This is a genomic window from Acinetobacter sp. CAU_H_S170_2 (assembly GCF_058890445.1).
This window is the reverse complement of record NZ_JBZYAE010000003.1, coordinates 1-21,371: the sequence shown is the minus strand read 5'-3', so window position 1 is coordinate 21,371 and position 21,371 is coordinate 1. Positions and strand designations below refer to the sequence as shown.

The window sequence follows — 21,371 nt, the reverse complement described above, 5'->3', positions numbered from 1 at the left end:
CCTGTTTTTTATGTACTTTTATTTAAAATGACAGCTATTTTCATGGTCATTGACCATACCGACCGCTTGCATAAAGGCATAGCAGGTGGTGGGTCCGACAAATTTAAAGCCCTGTTTTTTTAGGGTTTTAGACATATTTTGGCTTTGAGGTGTCTGTGCAGGTGCTGTGCGGTAGTCTGGGACATCATTGTTGATGGCGTGTTGCTCGACAAAGTTCCAGAGCCACTCAACGGGGTTGATGCCTTGTTGTTTCAGGGCTTGCCATGCAATCGCATTGTCACGAATGGCGGTCAGCTTCCCGATATGGCGAATTAAGCCGATATCTTGGACTTTTTCGGCTAAGTCTGTATCACTCAAAGCCGCAATTTGTTCAATGGAATATTGAAAAAACTGGCGATGATAATGTTCACGCTTTTTCAAAACGGTAATCCATGACAGCCCCGCTTGTTGACCTTCGAGGCAGAGCATCGCAAATAATTGCTTTTCATCATGTAGTGGTTTACCCCACTCATGATCATGGTAGTCGATGTAAAGTGGGTCTGAGGAGCACCATCCGCAGCGTTGAGTGGTCATGAACATGCTCCTGATCTTTTTATAGGGTAAAAGGTGCCCATTGGTCGTGTTGATTGTCCCAATAAAACAATTGTGCGTGTTCGAGGTCGGAAAAGTTAATCCAGACATCTTTTCCTGTTTTTTCAGCAAATCCAGTGCTGATTAAAAGTGCATCTTCGGTAATTTCCATGATCCAACCTTGGTGGTTTTGTCCAGCCAAGATGATTTTTTGTTGATTGCCTGATTCAGCAAATTCGACCAGACGGTTGATCAACGTTTCTGACATGAAAAATTCCTAAAGTTAACGTAAATAAGGATAGGGATTTACTGCACCACGGCCTTTACCTTGTAAATAAAGTCCATAATGCAAATGTGGGGCGGTGTGCCGTGCATTGCCTGTATTGCCGACATAGCCGATCAGGTCGCCTTTTTTGACATAGTCGCCGACACTTAAGCCACGTTTATGGTCATCAAGATGAGCATAGTAATGCCAAGTGCCTGCTGGTCCCATAATCCAAACCACTTTACCACCCAAATTGTTATTGCGTAAGTCTGCGACGAGCCCTTCTGTGGCAGAAAAAACTTTTGTTCCACGTGGAGCCAAAATGTCGATGCCTTCATGCGTCCGTCCGCTACTGCGTGACGCTCCCCAAGTATCTGTGAGTCCATGACGTTTAATGCCTTGAACGGGTACAGGCAGCTGCTTAGCTAAACGCATGTTTTTCAGTTGTTGGACTTGTGAGGCAGGTAACTGGCTTCCACTCGGTGCAGGCGGCGTGGTGCGGCAAGCTGCGAGTAACAGAATTACAAAACTTAAACTGGCAAGCGCAGAAAGGCGAGACAAACAATAACGCACGAACAATCCTTTATTATTTCAGTGATCTAATTTTAAAGTCTCAGGGTGAACCCAATCGATCACCCAACTATGTCACAGTTGAATTGCTGAGATCAATTTTTTCATCGCAGTTGGGATGCCCATTTCTGTGACGTTTTGTATGTCTAGCCATGTGCTGGCCAATTCTATACTTAAATGTTCGAGCTGATCGGCATCGACTTCAAAGCAAAGCGCTTCCAGTTGCCAAGTGAAATGGGTGAAACTATGCGAAATTTCAGCGCGTTGCGAGACTTGTTTCAGTCCTAGACTTTGGCACAGTTGCATGAGTTCATCACGATTTTCAAAAATAGGTAAACACCATAAACCGCCCCACAGTCCACTATTGGGGCGCTGCTGCCACAGCCATTGATTGTGATGACGCAGCACCAAAACTTGGGCTGACTTCACAGGTACAGCTTTCTTGGGCTTTTTAAAAGGCAATTCGGTTTCTAGCCCTTGTGCATGGGCTTTACAGTGTTGCTGCATTGGGCAGTATAAACACAGTGGTTTTTTAGGGGTACAGACGGTTGCCCCCAAATCCATGATGGCTTGGGTATAGTCGTGGTTGCGTTCAGTTGGACAGAGTTCAGTGGCCAATTGCCACATGCTGCGTTCATGCACAGGTTTGCTCAGATCATCCTCAATGGCAAAAAAGCGTGCGAGCACGCGTTTCACGTTGCCATCCATAATGACGCCGTACTGACGTAAACCCAAAGACATCAGCGCCCCTGCGGTAGATGGACCAATACCTGGCAGTTCAATCCAGTCCTCTAAAGTTTGAGGAAAGTGCCCCTGACGTGCCACAACCCCTGCGGCTTTATGTAGATTACGTGCACGGGCATAGTAGCCTAGGCCTGCCCAGTAGGGTGCGACCTCATCCCATGATGCTGTCCCTAAAGCTGCAACCGTTGGGAAGCGTTCGATAAAACGCTCGAAGTATTGCAGCACGGTTTTGACTTGGGTCTGTTGCAGCATAATTTCAGACACCCAGACTTTGTAGGGATCATCGGCTACTTGCCATGGCAGGTCATGTCGACCATGAACATCGAACCAAGTCAGTAACGCATCTGAAAAAGAGAAAGGAGACATCTGAGGCACAAGCAAGAAATTCGGCTTAGTATAACTGAATGTCTTTTCTGAGCCCGAGTTTTTGCGCATAAAAAATGGCGCTTACGCGCCATTTAAAACCATAAAAACTTAGTCTTTTGTCATGCCCCAACGTGCATCGAGTTTTAGCTCTTGGTCTTTGTAGCGTGGAATAATATGGATATGTAAGTGTTCAGATACATTCCCAAATATTTCACCGTCATTAAAACCAATATGAAAGCCTGAAGGTTGATGACGCAATTGGAGTTCATTACGTGCCAGTTCTAGCAAAGACATTAAACTTTTACGTTCTTTGTCGGTAATGTCAAAAAATGAGCTCACATGACGTAGAGGGATAATGACACAGTGACCTTTAGACAATGCATTGGGTTCGGGCAAAATTACCCCAAAGTCATTTTTATCAAGCACGTCATATTCATCAAAATTACAATATTGGCAGTGGGTCTCAGTCATTGTTATCTCCTCTAAAATCTAATTATGTATCCTGTTGGATCTGAAAAATCAAATAGTTGAATTCTCAGCTCTAGTTAAGCACTGAGATTGCGTTCTAGCAAGTCATACATTGCATCTAACCCTTGTCTTTCTGCTTCTGGGTTATAGCCCAAGTCTACGCCATTGGCTTTGGCACGCTCATCGGCTAATGGATTGCTAAAACCGTGCTTCGCATCTTCAAAAATGATGACTTCATGGTCCACTTTTGCCGCATGCATTTCTTCACGGAAGCTTGCAACATCATCCAAAGAGACCATGCTGTCTAACTCACCATGTAAAACTAAAATTTCACCCTGAATTTGACCTTCGACCGCAGGGGCTTTCGGTGCCAATGTGGCGTGGAAAGTCGCCACTGCTTTGAGCGGTGCGCCTGAGCGAGCTAAGTCTAAAACCACTTTACCGCCATAACAAAAACCAATCGCCGCCAGTTGAGTGGGATTCACTTCAGGCTGGGCTGCAAGCGTATCTAAACCTGCTTGCGCACGGTTGACGATGGTGTCTGCATCGGCAAAAGTTTGCATCATCCATTCATAGGCTTGTTTCGCATCTGTGGTGACATTTTTGTCGCCGTACATATCAATCGCTAGCGCGGCATAACCGTGTTCAGCCAGTTCGCGAGCACGTTGTTCAGTATATTCATTTCGGCCCCACCATTCGGGTGCAACGATGATACCTGCATGCGGTGTTTGAGAGCTTGGTGCTGCAAAATAACCGACTAAGCGTTGTCCATCGGCTGTGTTATATTGAATTTCTCGAGTTTGAATACTGATTGTCATGCTCAAATCCTGATAGATGATCTGCTCTGATTAAAGCATAAAAACTTTTACAAGGATTTGAAAAATATTCCGATGTACATGAGAAATGTGAGAAATTATTTTTAAAGGCACACATAAAAAAAGAAGGATCTGAATCCTTCTTTTTTTTATGAATAGTCGCGTACTTTAGACTTTGCCACGGGATAAAAATCCGACAATCGCTAGAATCACAGCAATCACCAATAAAATAATCGCAAAGTCTTTGGATAAACCTGCTACGCCGCCAAAACCAAGTAAACTTGCAATCAGTGCAATCACTGCGAAGATAATCGCCCAACGAAACATAATTTTTCTCCATAGATGTTCTTATTTATTACTCTATTAGTATAGAAAGAAGGTTCGGACACACTGTGTTGCTTTTGTTTAAAAAGTGTTCTGTTTGTATTTTAAGTTTATGAATATGATGTAAATATTGACACTTTAGATAGCTCTGAAAGCCATGTGACTATAGGTTATAATAGTGCATTCAGTTTTATTGGCAGTGGTTATGTCCAACGAATTAAGACCAGAGTTTTGGAAGCATTATGCGCTCACTGAGCTACGTTCAGCAGAGTGGGAAGCGTTGTGTGATGGTTGTGGTCTATGCTGTCTGGTGAAACTTGAAGATGAAGAAAGCCAAGAAGTCGCCTATACCAAAGTGGCCTGTAAACTGCTGGACTGTCAAACGGCCAGTTGTCGGGATTATCCGAACCGAAAGCAGCATGTGCCCGATTGTATCCAGCTTACGCCCGAACTTTTAGACACGATTCATTGGTTACCACCGAGCTGTGCTTACCGTCGTCTGCATGAAGGTAAAAATTTGCCCAGATGGCACTATTTGAACACGGGCTCACGTCAAAGTATTCTGAAAGCGAAAAAGTCTGCAGCAGGACGCTGTATTTCTGAAGAAGAGATTCAGGATGACGACATCGAAGACTATATTGTGCGTTGGTTTCGCTAGCCGATAAAAGCACAATCAAATTGCATGAAAAGCTTGTGTCATTTGCCTGAATTTGCCATAACATAAGCATTCGATGAACGCATGATAAGTCCTAGCCCTATGTCCGATAGCAATATTCCACTGCCTGAACGTTTACGCCCGCGTGATTTATCTGAAATTATTGGGCAGGATCACTTATTGGGTGAGCAGGCACCGCTCCGCCAAATGATCGATCAAGGGCATTTGCCATCGATTATTTTTTGGGGGCCGCCAGGCGTGGGGAAAACCACCATTGCTTTACTGCTGGCGCAAGCGATCGACCGACCATTTGTCAGCTTATCTGCACTCAATACGGGTGTTAAAGAGCTCCGTGAGATCATTGCTGATGGCGGAGATTTAATGCCACCTGTGGTGTTTATTGATGAAATTCATCGCTTTAACAAATCACAGCAAGATGCCTTACTGAATGCTGTGGAGAAAGGCAAAATTACCCTCATTGGTGCCACCACCGAAAATCCTTCTTTTGAAGTCAACAGTGCGTTGTTGTCGCGTTGTCAGGTCTATACCTTAAATGCGCTCGATGCCGATGCGATTCAAACTTTATTAGTGCAAGCGATTAAGAACGATCCATTTTTAAAAGAGCGTTATATTCAAATTGAAGAATTTGAAGCATTGGTGCAGTTTGCTGCAGGTGATGCCCGCAAAGCCTTGAATTTAATTGAACTCATTGCGGGCACCTTCGAACCTGACGTTGAAAATATCGTGACCAATGCAATGGTGGTCAAAGTTGCACAGCAAAATATCGCCCGTTATGACAAATCGGGTGAGCAGCACTATGATTTGGTGTCGGCCTTTATTAAGTCGATTCGGGGGAGTGATCCTGATGCCACCTTGTATTGGATGGCACGCATGCTCAAAGGTGGTGAAGATCCCGTTTTTATTGCCCGTCGGATGTTGATTGCAGCCTCTGAGGACATTGGTAACTCAAACCCCAATGCACTTCTGCTTGCTGGAGAATGCTTCCGTTCTGTTCAAGCGGTGGGCATGCCAGAGTGTCGAATTATTCTTGGGCAGTGTGCGGTGTATTTGGCGACCAGTGCCAAAAGTAACAGTACTTATCTTGCGATCAACAAAGCTTTGGATTTGGCTGAGAAAACAGCGAATTTACCTGTGCCGTTGCATTTAAGAAATGCTCCGACCAAGTTGATGAAAGAGCAGGGCTATGGCGTCGACTACTTGTATCCGCACAACTATCCAGAGCATTTTGTGATGCAAGAATATTTACCCCCTGAGCTCAAAGGGAGCAAACTGTATGAGTCGGCACGCAATAAGCGTGAGGTTGAGGGTGAGCGTTTACAGCAACGCCGTTGGCAACAAGAGCAGCAACAGCAGCAGTAATAAAAAAGCCTGATGAAAAAATCAGGCTTTTTGTTTTTGGGGCTTAGGATTTAGTCACATTCATTGAGCAGTTTTTTCTTTAAGCACCGTAGCGTTTTTATGTTCCGATGTGCGTATTCATCAATTTTAATGCCGCAGGTAGCACCGCGGCTAATAAGGTGATTGCCATCGTGATGTTAAAGCTCAAGGCAAAGCGCGGTTTCATCAGATATTGGCGTAAAAAAAGACCACCGACAGCCCAAACCCCGACACATGGAATGGAAACCACCATTAAAATCAGGGCCGCATAAAGAATATCACTGACATGATGGTTTAAAGCAAAATAAGTGGCAATGGTGCTGATGGAGATAATCCATGCTTTGGGATTGACCCACTGAAAAAGAGCCCCTTGTAGAAAACCCATCGATGGTTTTTGTTCTAATTCGATGTTGAGTGGCCCACTGGACGCGATTTTCCATGCGAGCCACAGAATATAAGCAGTGCCGATCAAACTTAAAATAAATTGGAGCTGGGGCAGGGCCATAAACACCTGATTTAACCCGATGCCGATGGCGAAGAGTTGCACGGCCACACCAAAGGCAATGCCTAAAACCAGAGTTAGGGTTTTACGGATGCCAAATCGTGCACCAGACAGCATGACCAGTGCATTATTGGGCCCAGGCGTGCAGGTCATCACGACACAGAACAGCAGATAAGAGACAAACAGTGAAGCGTTCATAAAGGGGATGGAGTAATCAAATAAGTATCATTTTATTGTTGATCTATCACAATTTGGTTGTATATTGATCGTTAATACTGAGTTTTATGCAACAAATGATTGAATTAGATCGATTAGACCGAAAAATATTGTGTGAGCTTGAGTGCGATGCACATTTAACCAATATTAAACTGGCAGAACGCGTGGGTTTGTCACCCTCGGCCTGTTTACGACGCGTGCAAGGGTTAGAAAGAATTGGTGTGATCCGAGGCTATAAAGCGGTGATTGACCATTCGCTTTTGGGTGTTGGTTTAACGGTTTATGTGACCATTGGGCTGTCTTGTCACTCAAAAGAAAGCTTGAGTCAGTTTGAGGATGTGATCACTGCAACGGATGAAGTCATAGAGTGTCATACCATTACAGGCTCGGTCGAGTATTTGCTCAGGGTTGAAGTGGCAGACATCAAGTCTTATAAAAAGTTTCATACTGATGTTTTGGGAACGATTCCTTCCATTAGCTCGATCACCAGTTTTTTGGTGATGGATACCACTAAAAATCGATATACCAATCTATAAAAGCTTAGGTGGAAAGGTAAAAAACCGAGCGAAATGGCTCGGTTTTTATCTGAGTACATATAATTTCGCGGGATCAGATCAAACGAGGCACTTTATCTTTTTAACTAAGTATTGAGTGTTGAATCATTGCTGCATCAAGCTCTTGAAGACTATTCAATTATTTAAAGTTACCCTCTAAAAACTGTTGCAGGCGTTCACTTTTGGGGTGAATCAAAACTTCTTTTGGATCACCTTGCTCTTCAATTTTGCCTTGATCTAAGAAAATGACATGATTGGACACATGGCGTGCGAAGCCCATTTCATGGGTGACCACAATCATGGTTCGGCCTTCTTCAGCCAAACTTTGCATCACTTTCAACACCTCACCCACCAGTTCAGGATCTAGAGCACTGGTCGGTTCATCAAACAACATCACTTCCGGCTCCATTGCTAAGGCACGGGCAATTGCGACACGCTGTTGTTGTCCTCCTGACAAAAAAGACGGATATTTCTTTTCGACATTTTCTGCGAGCCCAACTTTTCTTAAATATTTTCGCGCACGCTCTTCCGCCTCACTCCGCTTTAGCCCCAAGACATGAATGGGTCCTTCAATAATATTTTCTAATACCGTCATATGCGACCATAAATTGAAATGTTGAAAGACCATCATCAGTTGAGTACGCATTTTTTGGAGTTGTTTAGGGTTTGTGGCTTTGAGATCGCCGTTTTTATCTAAAGTGGTCTCTAACTGTTCACCATTGAGCTGAATGCTGCCTTGGCTCGGTTGCTCTAGAAAATTGATGCAACGAAGAAAGGTACTTTTACCCGAACCCGAGGAACCAATAATACTAATCACATCACCTGCGCGTGCCTCAAGTGAAACCCCTTTTAAGACTTCATGATCGCCAAAACTTTTACAAAGATCTCGAATCACCAGTTTTGCTGAATTTTCCATTGTTTCTCCTAATGATTCGATGGTTTTAAAAACGCCAACCAGCGTTGTTCCAATTTACGAAAGATCCAAATGAGGATAAATGCCAGACAGGCATACAGCACAGCGGCAATGCCAAAGGCATCAAACGTGGCATAAGTGGCAGCATTGACATCTCGTGCAATTTTGAGAATATCAGGCACGGTTGCAGTGAAGGCAATTGTGGTTGCATGCAGCATCAAAATGACTTCATTGCCATAAAACGGCAATGCTCGGCGTAGCATCGACGGAATAATAATACGGGTATAGCGTTTCCAAGGCGACATTCCAAAGGCTTTTGCTGCCTCAATTTCGCCGTAGGGAATCGAACGTATGGCCCCTGCAAAAATTTCAGTGGTATAAGCTGCTGTATTGAGTGCAAACGCTAAAATGGTGCAATTAAGCCCCTCTCTAAAAAACTCATCGAGCCGTTCATGGGCATGCACAAACTCAAGGTTATAAATCCCTGTATAGATAATCAGTAGCTGCACATATAAGGGGGTACCACGGAAAATATAAGTAAAAAACCAAACAGGTCCACGTACAAAAGCATGCTCAGAAACTCGAGCAATGGACAAAGGCACAGCCAGAACAAAACCAATCGCAATCGATAAGACCAGTAGCCATGCGGTCATGGCGACCCCAGTCATTTGAAAACCATCGGTCCACAAATAGGACTGCCAGTATTGTTGAATAATTTCAATCATAGTTGTCCCTTTTTCACACCAGCAGAATAACGACGTTCCAGCCACATGAGAATTAAATTCGATAGGGTGGTGATGGCCAGATAAATGACGGCTGCAACGATGCTGAAATAGAACACTTGCATGCTGCTTCGACCTGCATCTTGGGTAATTTTGACGATGTCGGTCAAACCAATTAAGGACACCAAGGCAGTGGCTTTAATCAGGACTTGCCAGTTATTGCCAATCCCTGGTAAAGCAAAACGCATCATTTGTGGAAAGAGGACACGCCTGAAGACTTGAAATGGGGTCATGCCATAGGCATATGCAGCTTCAAGTTGACCTTTAGGGACGGCTTGAAATGCGCCACGGAAGGTTTCCGTAAAATAGGCCCCATAAATAAATGCTAAAGTAATCACCCCTGCCACAAAGGGATTGATGTCAATTTGCTCCATATGGATCGATTCGGTAATCGAGTTCAATCCAAGTTGCAGGCTATAGAACAGCAACAACATGATCACCAGATCAGGAACACTACGAATGAGCGTGGTATAGAAGGTTGCAACATGACGTAAGATTTGAATACGAGAGAGTTTGGCACTTGCCCCAAACAATCCAATAATGATCGAAAGTAGCAGTGATAACAAAGCAAGCTGTATGGTCATCCAAGTGCCACTGAGTAATACGGGACCATAGCCAGACAGAAACATACTCAGTTTCTCCGAGTAAAAATATAATATTTTATAAATCAGCAGTATATAAAAAGTGTCGGTATTGAACCGACACTCTATAAATTAATAAATGCTAAAGGAGAAGTATTTTTTCTCGAGTTTCTTATAGGTACCGTCAGCAATAATTTCAGCTAATGCTTTATCAATATTCTTTTTCAGATCGACATCTTCTTTACGTAAGCCGATTGCAGCACCTACACCGAGTGTTTTGGCATCGACCACATTATTGCCTGCAAAAGCAAAGCCTTTGCCTTTCGCCGATTTTAGGAAACCAGCATCGACCATAATCGCATCTTGTAATGTTGCATCTAGACGTCCCGAAACCATGTCTTGGTAAAGCACATCTTGGTTTGGATAAGGAACTACATTGACACCTTTAGGCGCCCAATAGGCTTTTGCATAGCCTTCTTGAATCGTACCTTGTTGTACACCCACACGTTTGCCTTTTAGGGATGCAGGCGTAGGGAGTAAAGGAGAGCCTTTCTTTGCAACCATGCGGGTAGGCGTGTTGTAAATTTTATTACTAAAGGCGATTTGTTTTGCTCGATCCGTAGTAACCGTCATTGAAGACAAAATACCGTCGAACTTTTTCGCTTTGAGCGCAGGAATCATCCCATCAAAGGAGTTTTCTACCCATACACATTTGGCTTTTAATTTGGCACAAATGGCATTGCCCAAGTCGATGTCAAAACCGACCAGCTTATTGTCTGGTGTTTTATATTCAAAAGGTGCATATGCGGATTCTGTGCCAAAACGAATGGTTTTCCATTCTTTTGCTTGGACAGTACTGCTCAGTGCTACGGCTACGAATGTAGTGGAAAGTAGTAATTTTTTTTGCCAGTTTTTCATTTTAAATATAGCCATCCGTAAAAAATCAAATCTAGGAAATAAGACGAAGATAGAACTTACCCTACTGAGTACTTTTGAATAAAAGCAACATCTATACCAGCTTTCGGCTCTTAGGAGATCGATGGATCTTGTCGCCATGAGAGATGAGGAAATAAGGGTATTTTTTCGGTTGGAATAATTTTTATCTGAGAACGTCCTGTTCATATGTTTTTATCATATGAAAAAATGAAGGTGAGACATAGTTGAAATATACCTGAAGTCTTGTGCGCTATGGCGTACAGAATTGATGATTTTTTTAACAGTGGATCAATGTCTTACAAGACTATTTTTCAGTGCTGAATAGCTTATAAGTAAGCTGAAGTACTGCAATAGCACTGGATCTAAAAACAAAAAAACCGAACGTTTAAGCTCGGCTTTTTGAATGACGCAACTTAAAGGAGTGGTATTAGCTTAGAGGAAGAAGCTCATCTTTTAAGTTCAGCATTTGCTGCATTTGGGCGCGAATTTTTCGCTCAGTTTTTCGTACATTATGTGCATTAATTCTTTTGCTCATAGCCCGGATTGGAATAAATAATTTCTCACCCATACCATCGACCAAGACAAATTCGGGCTTATTATTTCGCTGCTCTGTATACATAATTCCTGCGATGTTTACCTCACCGAAGATAATGTGTAAGTCGCAGCAAAGCTGAAAAAAGTCATCTAGAGCTTTGGCGTGTTTTTCCTCAAATTGATGTGATTTGCATAACTCAAATAAAGTCATACCTTCACCACTTGGGCAGACAATTTTTTCAGTCACAAAACCCAAGCCTACAGAAGTTTTCACAAAACCATAAGGCATTTCGACAGGAAAGCTAAAGATATTATTTTTATAATGATTTTTACATAGCTGTAGATATTGCAATAATTCACGGCGGAATTGGCGATAAACGCCTTGCGACATTCTACGTTTAAGTTTGCCATGTCCTTTCCAGCCACCATCTTCATCCACTCGATTTGGATTCATGACTTTGATGATTTTGTTTTCATCCTCAGGATGCTGAAACACCATTTTTGAACAGCCTTGTCCGATACATTGCAGTTCATCTAATTGATAAATCATAGGGCCTTCTATCAGGAGATATACAAGAAAAGCATCATTAGAAATGTGACATTTCATGTGATTGAAATTACTATTTTACAAAAAAAATAAATAAAATTTCATGAAACTTTAATATTTATGTTGTAGAGGGGGATTAAAAAAGAACTTATAAGCTTGTATTGCAGTTATAACAAGGCATTGATCTAAAATGTGAAACATAAAAAAACCGAGCGATTAAGCTCGGTTTTTGAATCTGTAACAGATTAGATATCAGAAAGGTCGATACCTAAACGTGCAGCAACTTCTTCATAAGCTTCAACCACACCGCCTAAACCTTGGCGGAAACGGTCTTTGTCGAGCTTTTTCTTGGTTTCTTTGTCCCATAGACGACAACCGTCTGGAGAGAACTCATCACCAAGAACAATTCGGTCGTGGAATACACCAAACTCAAGTTTGAAGTCCACAAGTAGCATGCCACCTTGGTCAAATAAGTTTTTAAGCACTTCGTTTACTTGGTAAGTGAGGACTTTCATTTGCTCAAGTTGCTCGGCAGTTGCCCAACCTAAAGCAATTGCTTGAGACTCATTGACCATTGGGTCACCAAGCGCATCATCTTTGAAAAATAATTCAAAAGTCGGCGGGGTTAATTCCTTACCTTCTTCTACACCTAAGCGACGGCATAAAGAACCTGCTGCATAATTACGAATTACACATTCAACAGGGATCATGCTGAGTTTTTTCACTAGAACTTCAGTTGGAGAAAGAAGTTTTTCAAAGTGAGTCTCAATGCCAGCCGCAGCCAATTTATCCATGATAAAGGCGTTAAAACGGTTGTTCACCTTACCTTTACGATCTAGTTGTTCGATCTTTTCACCATTGAATGCCGAAGCATCATCACGAAAGACTAAAATCAGGTGGTCTGCACTGTCTGTTTCATAGACAGATTTCGCTTTACCAGTATAGAGCAAGGTTTGTTTTAACATGAGGGAACCTTTTTCAAAAAAAAATGCCTAGTACGACTAGGCTGGCCAATTTTGGTAAATCTGGGTTAACAATTCTGTGGCTTTTTCAGGCGCTGCAAAACTGTTATCGGCATTGAACACAGCGAGGTTGTTGCTGCTACCGACCGCGGTCAGTCTTAACACATAGACCTGTTGATCGATTTTAATGGTTGCTTCATAACCATTTTTGCTTTGACCAACAATTTGATGGTTGAGGCTGCTGAGGGTGGCAAGCGTATATTGCCAAATTGTAGCAGAATTTCCCTCAATTTTGAGCAGCGGATTCTTATTTCCGTCAATAATCAATTGAGGGCGACTCACAGCTGTATCAACTGTTTCCGTTGATTCGGCATTCGACATGGCTTGAGCAGCTTGAGGGCGCGGCATTGCAAAACGGTTTCCGCGCTTATTTTCAAGTACAGGTGCATGTTCAAGAGCGAGCGCTTCAACCGTTGGAGCTGGATACAACGGCGTTGCAGGTCGAACCATAGAGCCTTCAGGGTACTTAAGAGGTTCTAAGGTTGCTGTTTCTTTATAGTCCAAACTACCGTTATTGACTGCAAGGGAACTACAACCCGCTAAACTGACGACTGAAAGTGCGAGAGTAAGACCTAAACGTAATTGCATATTAATGTGCTCTTTATTTAATGACACCCGCCGTTGTGAGTGCTTCACGGAGCGGTGTGCGATATTGTTCTGCAAGTGGTGTTAATGGTAAACGAATACCCGTTTCGATTAACTCCATTTCATGAAGTGCCCATTTCACAGGAATTGGGTTCGATTCGCAAAATAGAATTTCGTGTAAATTTGCAACTTGGGTATTTAGGTTTTCAGCTGTTTCAGCTTCGCCTGCCAGTGCTGCCGCACAAACATCGCTCATTTCTTTTGGGGCAACGTTCGCAGTCACAGAAATATTACCTTTTGCTCCCGACAGAATCAGTTGATAAGCCGTTGCATCATCACCTGAATAGACGGTCATCGCTTTGCCAGCAAGGCCTTCGAGCAGTGCTTGGCCACGAGGGACATCACCTGTGGCATCTTTAATGCCCACAATTTGAGGAATATCGGCCAAACGAATGACCGTTTCATTCGCCATATCGACACCTGTACGACCAGGTACGTTATACAGAATTTGAGGAAGATCAACAGCTTCAGCAATAGCTTTATAGTGTTGATATAAGCCTTCTTGGGTCGGTTTATTATAATAAGGGGTAACCAGAAGAGCAGCATCTGCACCGAGTTCTTTGGCTTCTTTCGTCAACTCGATGGCTTCACGCGTTGAATTCGCGCCAGTCCCCGCAATAATAGGGATGCGTTTGTTCGCGACACGAATGATTTCTTTAATCACTTGTGTATGCTCTTTCATGCTTAGAGTAGACGCTTCACCCGTTGTACCGACAGCAACAATGCTATTTGTGCCTTGTGCGATGTGCCACTCAACGAGCTTCTCTAGACCCTTCCAATCTACGCTGCCATCTTCAAACATAGGGGTGACGATTGCGACAATTGAGCCTTGGATGGTCTGTGCTTGCTGAGTCATTTTAAAAAAATATCCTATTTGTCCATCCAGTTAGGCCAGAAAAACATAAGATTGGATGGGTGCGTATTTTAATTTATAGCATTTTCAAAGCGCTGATGCATTGAATAATGCTTATGCAAATTATGAACGAACACAACATGAAGAACAATATGCTTTAGTCAAAGTGTATAAAAACTTTATCATTCGCTACAAAAATACAGCTTGTTCAAATGGTAGACAAAGAAATGCATCTTATTTTGCATCTGAAAAGAGCGTTTTGCATAACCTATGGCCATGGATTAACGCATTTAAAAAAAAAGAGGCTCTTCATCTCAATCGAGCATTAGAAGCCGATCAAATTGAATATTGGGTTATAAACTTCTATAAACGTCAGGATTTTGCATGATTATACGAGTTCTCTAAGTATGTGTGACATCGTCCTTTTAACGTTATAGATTAATGCCTAGCATTTTGTTCTGTATTCTATTTTCGCTTCAATTTGCCGCCATACCCATTGCACTCAAGGCTGTGGTCATTTAATTTTGACCCGCGAGGATGAATACTGTTTTATAAATTAAGCTATGCTTGGCCTTCGAGCGCAGAACAAAAAGGACAGAGAAGAATGCAGAAGAATATGGCATTGATTGTGGTGGATGTACAAAATGGTTTTACGCCTGGTGGAAATTTGGCGGTAGCAGGATCAGATCAAATTATTCCTAAAATTAATCAGTTGGCTGATTATTTTGACACTATTATACTCACCCAAGATTGGCATCCCGAAAATCACATTTCTTTTGCAGACAATCACCCCGATCAACAAGCCTTTCAAACCATTGAATTGGACTATGGCACACAAGTACTCTGGCCACGTCACTGTGTACAAGGCACACAAGATGCTGAACTGCATCCTGATCTCGACCTTGCCAAAGCGCAGTTGATCATTCGTAAAGGATGTCATACTCACATTGATAGTTATTCTGCTTTTTTAGAAGCGGATCACAAAACCCAGACGGGACTCGCAGGCTATTTAAGAGAGCGTGGGATTGATACTGTGTTTATTGTTGGGATTGCAACTGACTTTTGTGTGGCATGGACAGCAATGGATGCCTGTAAACTTGGTTTTCAAACCTATGTGATTGCCGATGCCACCAAAGGCATTGATTTACATGGTTCTTTACAACATGCATGGCAAGAGATGCTGGCCCATGGTGTGAAACGTCTGTATTGCAAAGATATTGTGCAACAATATGCCGTGAACTGATGCGCTGAACCAATCGGCTCACCTCAATCACTAATATCGACATTATAAAAACATGCAGTAGGGAAGGGTCATGGGCACTTTTTTAAAATTTACCGCTTGGATTCAAAAAACCTTTGCCCTGTGGGTGGTGTTATTTGCAGGCATTGCGCTCCTAAGCCCTGAAACTTTTGTCTGGATGAAGGCTTATATCACGTGGATGTTAGGGCTGATCATGTTTGGTATGGGCATGACCATGACACTGGAAGATTTTAAAGGGGTGATGCAAAGTCCTAAAGCGGTTGCAATTGGGGTAGCGGCTCAGTTTGTGGTGATGCCAAGCGTGGCTTATCTGCTGTGCTTATTATTTCGCTTGCCGACTGAAATTGCGATCGGGGTGATTTTGGTGGGTTGCTGTCCGGGTGGCACAGCATCTAATGTGATTACTTATATGGCGAAAGGCAATACGGCTTTGTCTGTCGCATGTACCACGGTATCGACCTTATTGGCGCCTGTGTTGACTCCCGCGATTTTCTATCTGTTGGCCAGCCAATGGATTGAAATTAATGCATGGTCGATGCTGAGTTCAATTTTGCAGGTGGTGCTGTTCCCGATTATTTTAGGGCTGGTGGTACGTGCCGTGCTGAAACACAAAGTTGAAAGCTATATTTTGGTGATGCCCTTAATTTCTGTAGTGGCGATTGTGCTGATTGTGGCGGCTATTATTGGCGGCTCAAAAGCACAAATTTTAGAATCAGGCTTATTGATTTTAGCTGTGGTGGCATTACATAACGCGATTGGTTATTTACTTGGCTTTGCAGCAGCACGGATGTTTCACTTGCCACATACCGACTGTAAAGCGGTTTCGATTGAGGTCGGTATGCAAAACTCAGGACTAGGCGTGGCTTTGGCGGCTGTGCATTTTGCCGCTTCACCAATTACGGCAGTACCCAGCGCGATCTTTAGTTTGTGGCATAACATTTCAGGGCCAGTTTTAGCCAGCTATTGGGCCGCGAAAGCAGACGCTACAGCCAAGAAAAAAAGTGAAAAGGAACATATGTCGGTTTGAATACTGTACGCTGTTGCAGCTTTAAGCATAAAGTCAGGATGAATTTTCTATTTGGCATGAAGTTGTAACTAAACTGTCATAAAGACTACCTAACATCCCTGCCAAACACTTCATAACAGACTGTTGCAAACAGCATTGAGAGGGTATGGATAATTTTCAGCATTCATCGGCGACGTATTTTAACCGAGAGTTATCGTTATTTGAGTTTCATCAGCGGGTTTTAGCACAAGCATTAGATCCGAGTTTGCCAGTGCTGGAGCGTTTAACTTTTTTAATTATTTTTTCACGTAATTTAGATGAGTTTTTTGAAATTCGTATTGCGGGCTTGATGAAACAACGCGATATGAATGTGATAGCACGGACCCCTGATGCTGTTCCCACTGAAGTGATATTAGAAGACCTGTCCCAATCCATTCATCGTGCCGTCAAAAAACAGTTTGAAGTTTTAAATCATTCGATTTTGCCTGAGTTACAAGCGCAAGGTATTCAGTTCATCCAGTTCCAAGATATTTTAGAAAAACATAAAGCGTGGATTGCAGAATATTTCGCCAAAGAAATCCAACCGGTTTTGACCCCAATTAGCTTAGATCCGTCACATCCTTTTCCTCGCCTCGTGAATAAAAGTCTGAATTTCATTGTGAGTTTACAAGGTAAAGATGCTTTTGGACGGAGCATTGAGATGGCGATAGTCCCAGCGCCGCGCTCATTACCGCGTTTAATTCAGATGCCGAAAAACGTGGCAGGCAATACTGACACGCAGATTTTTTTAACCGCAATGATTCAGCAGCACATCAGTGATCTATTTCCGGGGATGAAAGCCACGGGTTGTTATGCTTTTCGTGTGACACGTAATGCTGATCTGATTTTGTCGGAAGATGTTGATGATTTGGCGGTGGCACTTAAAGATGAGCTGTCTTCACGCCGTTTTGGTCGCGCGGTGCGTTTAGAAATCGAAGATGACTGCCCCGAAGCGGTGATTGATTATTTGCTCAAGGAGTTTGATTTAACTGAGCAGGAGCTTTATCGCATTGATGGGCCAATCAATCTTTCACGCCTCAGTACCAGTTGTGACCGACCTGAATTAAAGCATCCAGTTTTTATCCCAGTCATTCCCAAAGTTTTGCGTAAGCAAAAAAGTACCTTTGATACCTTAAAAGTACAGGATGTGTTGTTGCATCATCCTTTTGATTCTTTTCAGCCTGTGATTGGCTTATTAAAAGAAGCTGCGAAAGATCCGAATGTACTGGCAATTAAACAAACCCTTTACCGCAGCGGACCTGACTCGGAAATTGTACAGGTCTTGGCAGAGGCGGCACGAAATGGCAAGGAAGTCACAGCCGTGATTGAGTTGCGGGCGCGTTTTGATGAAGAGTCGAATATTACCGTGGCGAATATTTTGCAAGAAGCTGGGGCGGTGGTGGTGTATGGCATTGTCGGTTATAAAACCCATGCCAAAATGATTTTGATCGTACGCCGTGAAAATGCTCAGTTGATCCGCTATGCCCATCTGGGCACAGGCAATTATCATGCGGGTAATGCGCGTATGTATACCGATTATGGCCTGATGACTACACAGCCTGATATTTGTGAAGATGTACACCGTATGTTCCAAGAACTGACGGGGATGGGCAAAATGGCCAAATTGAAGGCGTTGTTACATGCGCCTTTTACGTTACACAGTGAACTGTTAAAACTGATTGAGCAAGAAATTCAGTTTGCGCAAGTCGGTCAAAAGGCGCGTATCATCATCAAAGTCAATGCTTTGACAGAGCCTCAGTTAATTGCTGCACTGTATCGTGCGTCACAAGCGGGGGTACAGGTTGATCTGGTTATCCGTTCGATCTGCTGTTTGATTCCACAGGTCCAAGGCATGTCTGAGAATATCCGAGTGCGTTCGATTGTGGGCCGTTTTTTGGAGCATACCCGTGTGTATTGTTTTGAGCATGGCGGTGAGAAAAAGCTGTACTGTGCCAGCGCAGACTGGATGGGACGTAATTTATTTTCGCGGGTGGAAACCTGCTTTCCAATATTAGATCGCGTTTTGAAAAAGCAGATTTATAAAGACGGATTAATCAGTTACTTAAATGATTGTTTGAATGCTTGGGAGCTACAAGCCGATGGTCATTGGCTTAAAGTGGCCTGTACCGATCCAGAGCAAAGGTATAGTGCGCAGCAACATTTGATTGCGCAGAAGCAACTTAAAATTTAACAATTGCCATAAAAAAGCCTGACATATGTCAGGCTTTTTTTATGGTTGGACATCATTAAGAGGCTTTAGATTGTTTTGCTTTTAAAATTTCCGTTCTTAAGCTTTGTGCCAACTCTGCAGACTCCGCACCCATGCCATTGACCATAAAGGCATGGCGGGTCAAGACATTGGTTGGATTAGGTAAATTCACCAATTGGTAACTTTCAGAGATGTCTTTCAATAATTCGTTACTTAAATGTACGGCACTTTCTTTGGCCGACAACTGCTGGACCAAACGCTCAGCAGCTTGATTCGCAGACAGTTGCATCGCATCGACTGCGGTTGAAATGCCACAACGCGTTTGTAAAACAAAGCGCTTTTCTTCGCGGTAGCGTTTATACAAAACCTCAGATAGCAGTTGGAACACACTGCTGACCATCATTAAACATGGCACTGCATTAGGTGTGTCTGTCGACATGCTGAGGGTGGCACCATGCTCATTAAAGGATTGAACTGTAGTGATGTCCGAGCTGTTGAGTTTGTAGTGTTTTAAACAAAGTTCTGTGCTTTTATTGAGGAAAATCTGACACAAATTAAAGTATGGAATAGACACGGTTGTATTCACCGAGTCCATCAACTGTTTCGGATCATAAAATTGAATATTGAGCGCAACCGAATGATTATCCACGATCACGGGTTTCTGCTCTTTAGGCTTCGCACTGGTTTTGATTTGTTGTTGTGCTTGGGCAATCGCGACCGCCGTATGGTGTTTTTCCTGTTCAAGCGTTTGGGTTAAAACTTGAATTTCGTGTTTTAAGCGGGATTCATTATTAATCCGTGCCAAATATTCGGTACGACTTGGGCGTGCAATGGCACGGTAAGCCAACCACAGTAAACCATGAATCGCTAAGGACAATAAAATCGCTAACCACTGAGTACGTAAAATCTCACCCATACTTGGTTTAATGAGCGTGATTTCAATGCTACCCACTTTCTTTTCATTTTGCAGAGCATCACGGACAAATACTTCACCATCACGTGTTCGAACTTGGCCACCTGTCGCCAAGACTTGATTGTTGGCATCCAAAATACGAATGGAAGCTACGCTTGGATTGGTCGCATAGCGATCGACCAAAAGCGCAAGAGAAACCGTGTTGGCAGGCTCCAGCTCTGCAAGACTGTCCGTGACCAATTGAGAGGTCATCAGTTGGCCTTGGTTGGCACGGTTTTCATTCAGTTGATGAGTCGTTGCCAATACCAATAAAAAGGTATGTAAAGCAAAACTTACAATTAATAGGCTAGCAAATAGCCCTTGTCTAGGCGCATTCAACGTAAACTTCCAAAGAAAATATATTCAATTTCGATTATGATTCTAACAATAGTCGTAGCTCAGACCCGAGTCAATTCATGCGAGAAATCATTCTTATTTCATTTTTAGGACCAGACCAACCTAATCAGTTCACTCGATTAATGCAGGTATTGTCCACTCATTCATTACAAATTTTAGATGTCGGACAAGCAGTTATTCATAACCAATTGACCTTAGGTATTGTTATTTCTTCAGATGACCAAACTGCAACAGCTTTGGCCATGAAGGAAATTCTGATTTTAGCACATGATATTGGTTTAACTGTACGTTTTAAACCAATCACTACAACTGAATATGACCAGTGGGTGAGTGAAGGTGGACGGACGCGTTATATCGTCACGGCTTTGGCGCCAGAGCTTGAAGCGTCTCACTTACAAGCAGTTACAAATATTGTGTCCAACCAAGGTTTCAACATCGAAACCGTGACCCGTTTGTCAGGTCGTCCAGTCTTAAATGGCGAAGTCGATGGGCCGAAACGCGCCTGTGTTCAATTCGGTTTAAGTGGTCAAATGCTGGATGCCGCAGCCATGCGTGCAGCCTGTTTACGTTTGTCACATGAACTAAATGTCGATGTAGCGGTACAAGAAGACAATGCCTACCGTCGTAACCGCCGTTTGGTGTGTTTTGACATGGACTCGACCTTAATCGAGCAAGAAGTGATTGATGAGTTGGCGATTGAAGCGGGTGTCGGCACACAAGTCGCTGAAATCACAGAACGTGCAATGCAGGGTGAGCTGGATTTCCAACAAAGCTTCCGTGCACGTGTCGCACTGCTCAAAGGGATGGATGCCTCTGTCCTACCTAAAATTGCAGAACGTCTGACTGTTACAGAAGGTGCTGAACGCTTAATTTCAACTTTAAAAGCATTAGGTTACCGCACGGCTATCCTGTCGGGTGGTTTTCAGTACTTTGCAGAGTATCTACAAGCTAAACTTGGTATTGATGAAGTCCATGCCAATGTCTTAGACGTTGAAAATGGCATGGTGACGGGTGAAGTTAAAGGTCACATTGTCGATGGTGCACGTAAGGCATTATTATTACGTGAGTTAGCCGATAAGATGGGCATTTCTCTTGAGCAAGCGATTGCGGTGGGCGATGGTGCGAACGATTTACCGATGCTGTCGATTGCTGGCCTAGGTGTCGCTTTCCGTGCGAAACCGCTGGTGAGACAAAACGCCAATCAAGCCATTTCAAGTGTCGGCTTAGATGGGGTGTTGTATTTATTGGGTGTGCACGATAAAGACCTAAATCGTGCTTAAAACATCT

25 protein-coding genes are annotated in these 21,371 nt (G+C 43.2%); 8 read left to right on the top strand and 17 right to left on the bottom strand.

The annotated features are described in order from the left end of the window. Positions 1 to 18: 18 nt before the first annotated feature. The 7 genes from AC5EUN_RS17325 to AC5EUN_RS17295 form a co-directional block, all read right to left on the bottom strand. Entirely contained in the window at positions 19 to 573 is a 555-nt protein-coding gene (locus AC5EUN_RS17325) for a DNA-3-methyladenine glycosylase I (protein WP_078425137.1), read from the bottom strand. Between the two features lie 19 nt (positions 574 to 592). After that, complete coding sequence (locus AC5EUN_RS17320; protein ID WP_279687019.1) at positions 593 to 838, bottom strand: hypothetical protein; 246 nt, start codon at positions 836 to 838, stop codon at positions 593 to 595. Positions 839 to 853: 15 nt separating this feature from the next. Then, the gene (locus AC5EUN_RS17315; protein ID WP_493352541.1) at positions 854 to 1,396 is read right to left on the bottom strand and encodes a M23 family metallopeptidase; all 543 of its coding nucleotides are present in this window, start codon (positions 1,394 to 1,396) and stop codon (positions 854 to 856) included. An 84-nt stretch (positions 1,397 to 1,480) separates the two neighbouring features. Continuing rightward, positions 1,481 to 2,515, bottom strand: coding sequence for an A/G-specific adenine glycosylase (gene mutY / locus AC5EUN_RS17310; protein WP_125273782.1), 1,035 nt, complete (start codon positions 2,513 to 2,515; stop codon positions 1,481 to 1,483). A gap of 108 nt (positions 2,516 to 2,623) precedes the next feature. Beyond that, entirely contained in the window at positions 2,624 to 2,986 is a 363-nt protein-coding gene (locus AC5EUN_RS17305) for an HIT family protein (protein ID WP_004691832.1), read from the bottom strand. Between the two features lie 74 nt (positions 2,987 to 3,060). Then, positions 3,061 to 3,807 carry a dienelactone hydrolase family protein gene (locus AC5EUN_RS17300; protein WP_493352533.1) on the bottom strand — a complete coding sequence of 249 codons (747 nt, stop codon included), beginning with the start codon at positions 3,805 to 3,807 and terminating at the stop codon, positions 3,061 to 3,063. A gap of 159 nt (positions 3,808 to 3,966) precedes the next feature. Further along, positions 3,967 to 4,125 (bottom strand): DUF1328 domain-containing protein, encoded by a 159-nt coding sequence (locus tag AC5EUN_RS17295; RefSeq protein ID WP_004647174.1) that lies wholly within the window; start codon positions 4,123 to 4,125, stop codon positions 3,967 to 3,969. 202 nt (positions 4,126 to 4,327) lie between these two features. Here AC5EUN_RS17295 and AC5EUN_RS17290 point away from each other — a divergent pair, with 202 nt between their 5' ends. Both AC5EUN_RS17290 and AC5EUN_RS17285 read left to right on the top strand, forming a co-directional pair. Then, positions 4,328 to 4,780, top strand: coding sequence for a YcgN family cysteine cluster protein (locus AC5EUN_RS17290; protein WP_130235501.1), 453 nt, complete (start codon positions 4,328 to 4,330; stop codon positions 4,778 to 4,780). 99 nt (positions 4,781 to 4,879) lie between these two features. Beyond that, positions 4,880 to 6,157 (top strand): replication-associated recombination protein A, encoded by a 1,278-nt coding sequence (locus AC5EUN_RS17285; protein WP_493352532.1) that lies wholly within the window; start codon positions 4,880 to 4,882, stop codon positions 6,155 to 6,157. Positions 6,158 to 6,254: 97 nt separating this feature from the next. Here the strand turns inward: AC5EUN_RS17285 and AC5EUN_RS17280 are convergent, their stop codons facing one another. Continuing rightward, positions 6,255 to 6,875 (bottom strand): LysE family translocator, encoded by a 621-nt coding sequence (locus AC5EUN_RS17280; RefSeq protein ID WP_493352531.1) that lies wholly within the window; start codon positions 6,873 to 6,875, stop codon positions 6,255 to 6,257. Between the two features lie 95 nt (positions 6,876 to 6,970). Between AC5EUN_RS17280 and AC5EUN_RS17275 the strand changes: the two genes are divergently transcribed. Next, positions 6,971 to 7,429, top strand: a complete 459-nt coding sequence (locus AC5EUN_RS17275; RefSeq protein ID WP_493352540.1) for an Lrp/AsnC family transcriptional regulator — start codon at positions 6,971 to 6,973, stop codon at positions 7,427 to 7,429. Positions 7,430 to 7,586: 157 nt separating this feature from the next. On the opposite strand, the gene AC5EUN_RS17270 is transcribed toward AC5EUN_RS17275, so the two are convergent. The 8 genes from AC5EUN_RS17270 to dapA all read right to left on the bottom strand — a co-directional run bounded on the left by AC5EUN_RS17270 (position 7,587) and on the right by dapA (position 14,263). After that, positions 7,587 to 8,363, bottom strand: coding sequence for an ABC transporter ATP-binding protein (locus AC5EUN_RS17270; RefSeq protein ID WP_058870558.1), 777 nt, complete (start codon positions 8,361 to 8,363; stop codon positions 7,587 to 7,589). Between the two features lie 8 nt (positions 8,364 to 8,371). Beyond that, positions 8,372 to 9,085, bottom strand: coding sequence for an ABC transporter permease (locus AC5EUN_RS17265; RefSeq protein WP_493352530.1), 714 nt, complete (start codon positions 9,083 to 9,085; stop codon positions 8,372 to 8,374). Further along, complete coding sequence (locus tag AC5EUN_RS17260; protein ID WP_184117885.1) at positions 9,082 to 9,771, bottom strand: ABC transporter permease; 690 nt, start codon at positions 9,769 to 9,771, stop codon at positions 9,082 to 9,084. The genes AC5EUN_RS17265 and AC5EUN_RS17260 overlap by 4 nt, the downstream gene beginning before the upstream one ends. 84 nt (positions 9,772 to 9,855) lie before the next feature. Next, positions 9,856 to 10,641, bottom strand: a complete 786-nt coding sequence (locus AC5EUN_RS17255; RefSeq protein ID WP_004691819.1) for an ABC transporter substrate-binding protein — start codon at positions 10,639 to 10,641, stop codon at positions 9,856 to 9,858. 445 nt (positions 10,642 to 11,086) lie between these two features. Beyond that, on the bottom strand, positions 11,087 to 11,743 hold the full coding sequence (locus AC5EUN_RS17250) for a YrbL family protein (RefSeq protein ID WP_159152755.1): 657 nt from the start codon (positions 11,741 to 11,743) through the stop codon (positions 11,087 to 11,089). Positions 11,744 to 11,985: 242 nt separating this feature from the next. Further along, complete coding sequence (gene purC / locus AC5EUN_RS17245; protein WP_004691818.1) at positions 11,986 to 12,705, bottom strand: phosphoribosylaminoimidazolesuccinocarboxamide synthase; 720 nt, start codon at positions 12,703 to 12,705, stop codon at positions 11,986 to 11,988. Between the two features lie 36 nt (positions 12,706 to 12,741). Further along, positions 12,742 to 13,350, bottom strand: coding sequence for a lipoprotein-34 precursor (NlpB) (locus tag AC5EUN_RS17240; protein ID WP_493352529.1), 609 nt, complete (start codon positions 13,348 to 13,350; stop codon positions 12,742 to 12,744). A 13-nt stretch (positions 13,351 to 13,363) separates the two neighbouring features. Further along, positions 13,364 to 14,263, bottom strand: coding sequence for a 4-hydroxy-tetrahydrodipicolinate synthase (dapA, locus tag AC5EUN_RS17235; protein WP_234954706.1), 900 nt, complete (start codon positions 14,261 to 14,263; stop codon positions 13,364 to 13,366). Positions 14,264 to 14,363: 100 nt separating this feature from the next. Here dapA and AC5EUN_RS17230 point away from each other — a divergent pair, with 100 nt between their 5' ends. The 4 genes from AC5EUN_RS17230 to ppk1 all read left to right on the top strand — a co-directional run bounded on the left by AC5EUN_RS17230 (position 14,364) and on the right by ppk1 (position 18,757). Then, positions 14,364 to 14,648, top strand: coding sequence for a hypothetical protein (locus AC5EUN_RS17230; protein ID WP_131230875.1), 285 nt, complete (start codon positions 14,364 to 14,366; stop codon positions 14,646 to 14,648). A gap of 216 nt (positions 14,649 to 14,864) precedes the next feature. Then, positions 14,865 to 15,503 carry a bifunctional nicotinamidase/pyrazinamidase gene (gene pncA / locus AC5EUN_RS17225; protein ID WP_131230872.1) on the top strand — a complete coding sequence of 213 codons (639 nt, stop codon included), beginning with the start codon at positions 14,865 to 14,867 and terminating at the stop codon, positions 15,501 to 15,503. A 70-nt stretch (positions 15,504 to 15,573) separates the two neighbouring features. After that, positions 15,574 to 16,548: a bile acid:sodium symporter family protein gene (locus AC5EUN_RS17220; protein ID WP_130235497.1), complete on the top strand. Its 975-nt coding sequence runs from the start codon at positions 15,574 to 15,576 to the stop codon at positions 16,546 to 16,548. 145 nt (positions 16,549 to 16,693) lie between these two features. After that, the gene (gene ppk1 / locus AC5EUN_RS17215) at positions 16,694 to 18,757 is read left to right on the top strand and encodes a polyphosphate kinase 1 (RefSeq protein WP_493352528.1); all 2,064 of its coding nucleotides are present in this window, start codon (positions 16,694 to 16,696) and stop codon (positions 18,755 to 18,757) included. A 55-nt stretch (positions 18,758 to 18,812) separates the two neighbouring features. Here the strand turns inward: ppk1 and AC5EUN_RS17210 are convergent, their stop codons facing one another. Continuing rightward, complete coding sequence (locus AC5EUN_RS17210) at positions 18,813 to 20,066, bottom strand: hypothetical protein (RefSeq protein ID WP_078425126.1); 1,254 nt, start codon at positions 20,064 to 20,066, stop codon at positions 18,813 to 18,815. 77 nt (positions 20,067 to 20,143) lie between these two features. On the opposite strand from AC5EUN_RS17210, the gene serB reads away from it, so the two are divergent. Beyond that, complete coding sequence (gene serB / locus AC5EUN_RS17205; RefSeq protein WP_493352527.1) at positions 20,144 to 21,364, top strand: phosphoserine phosphatase SerB; 1,221 nt, start codon at positions 20,144 to 20,146, stop codon at positions 21,362 to 21,364. Positions 21,365 to 21,371: the final 7 nt, after the last annotated feature.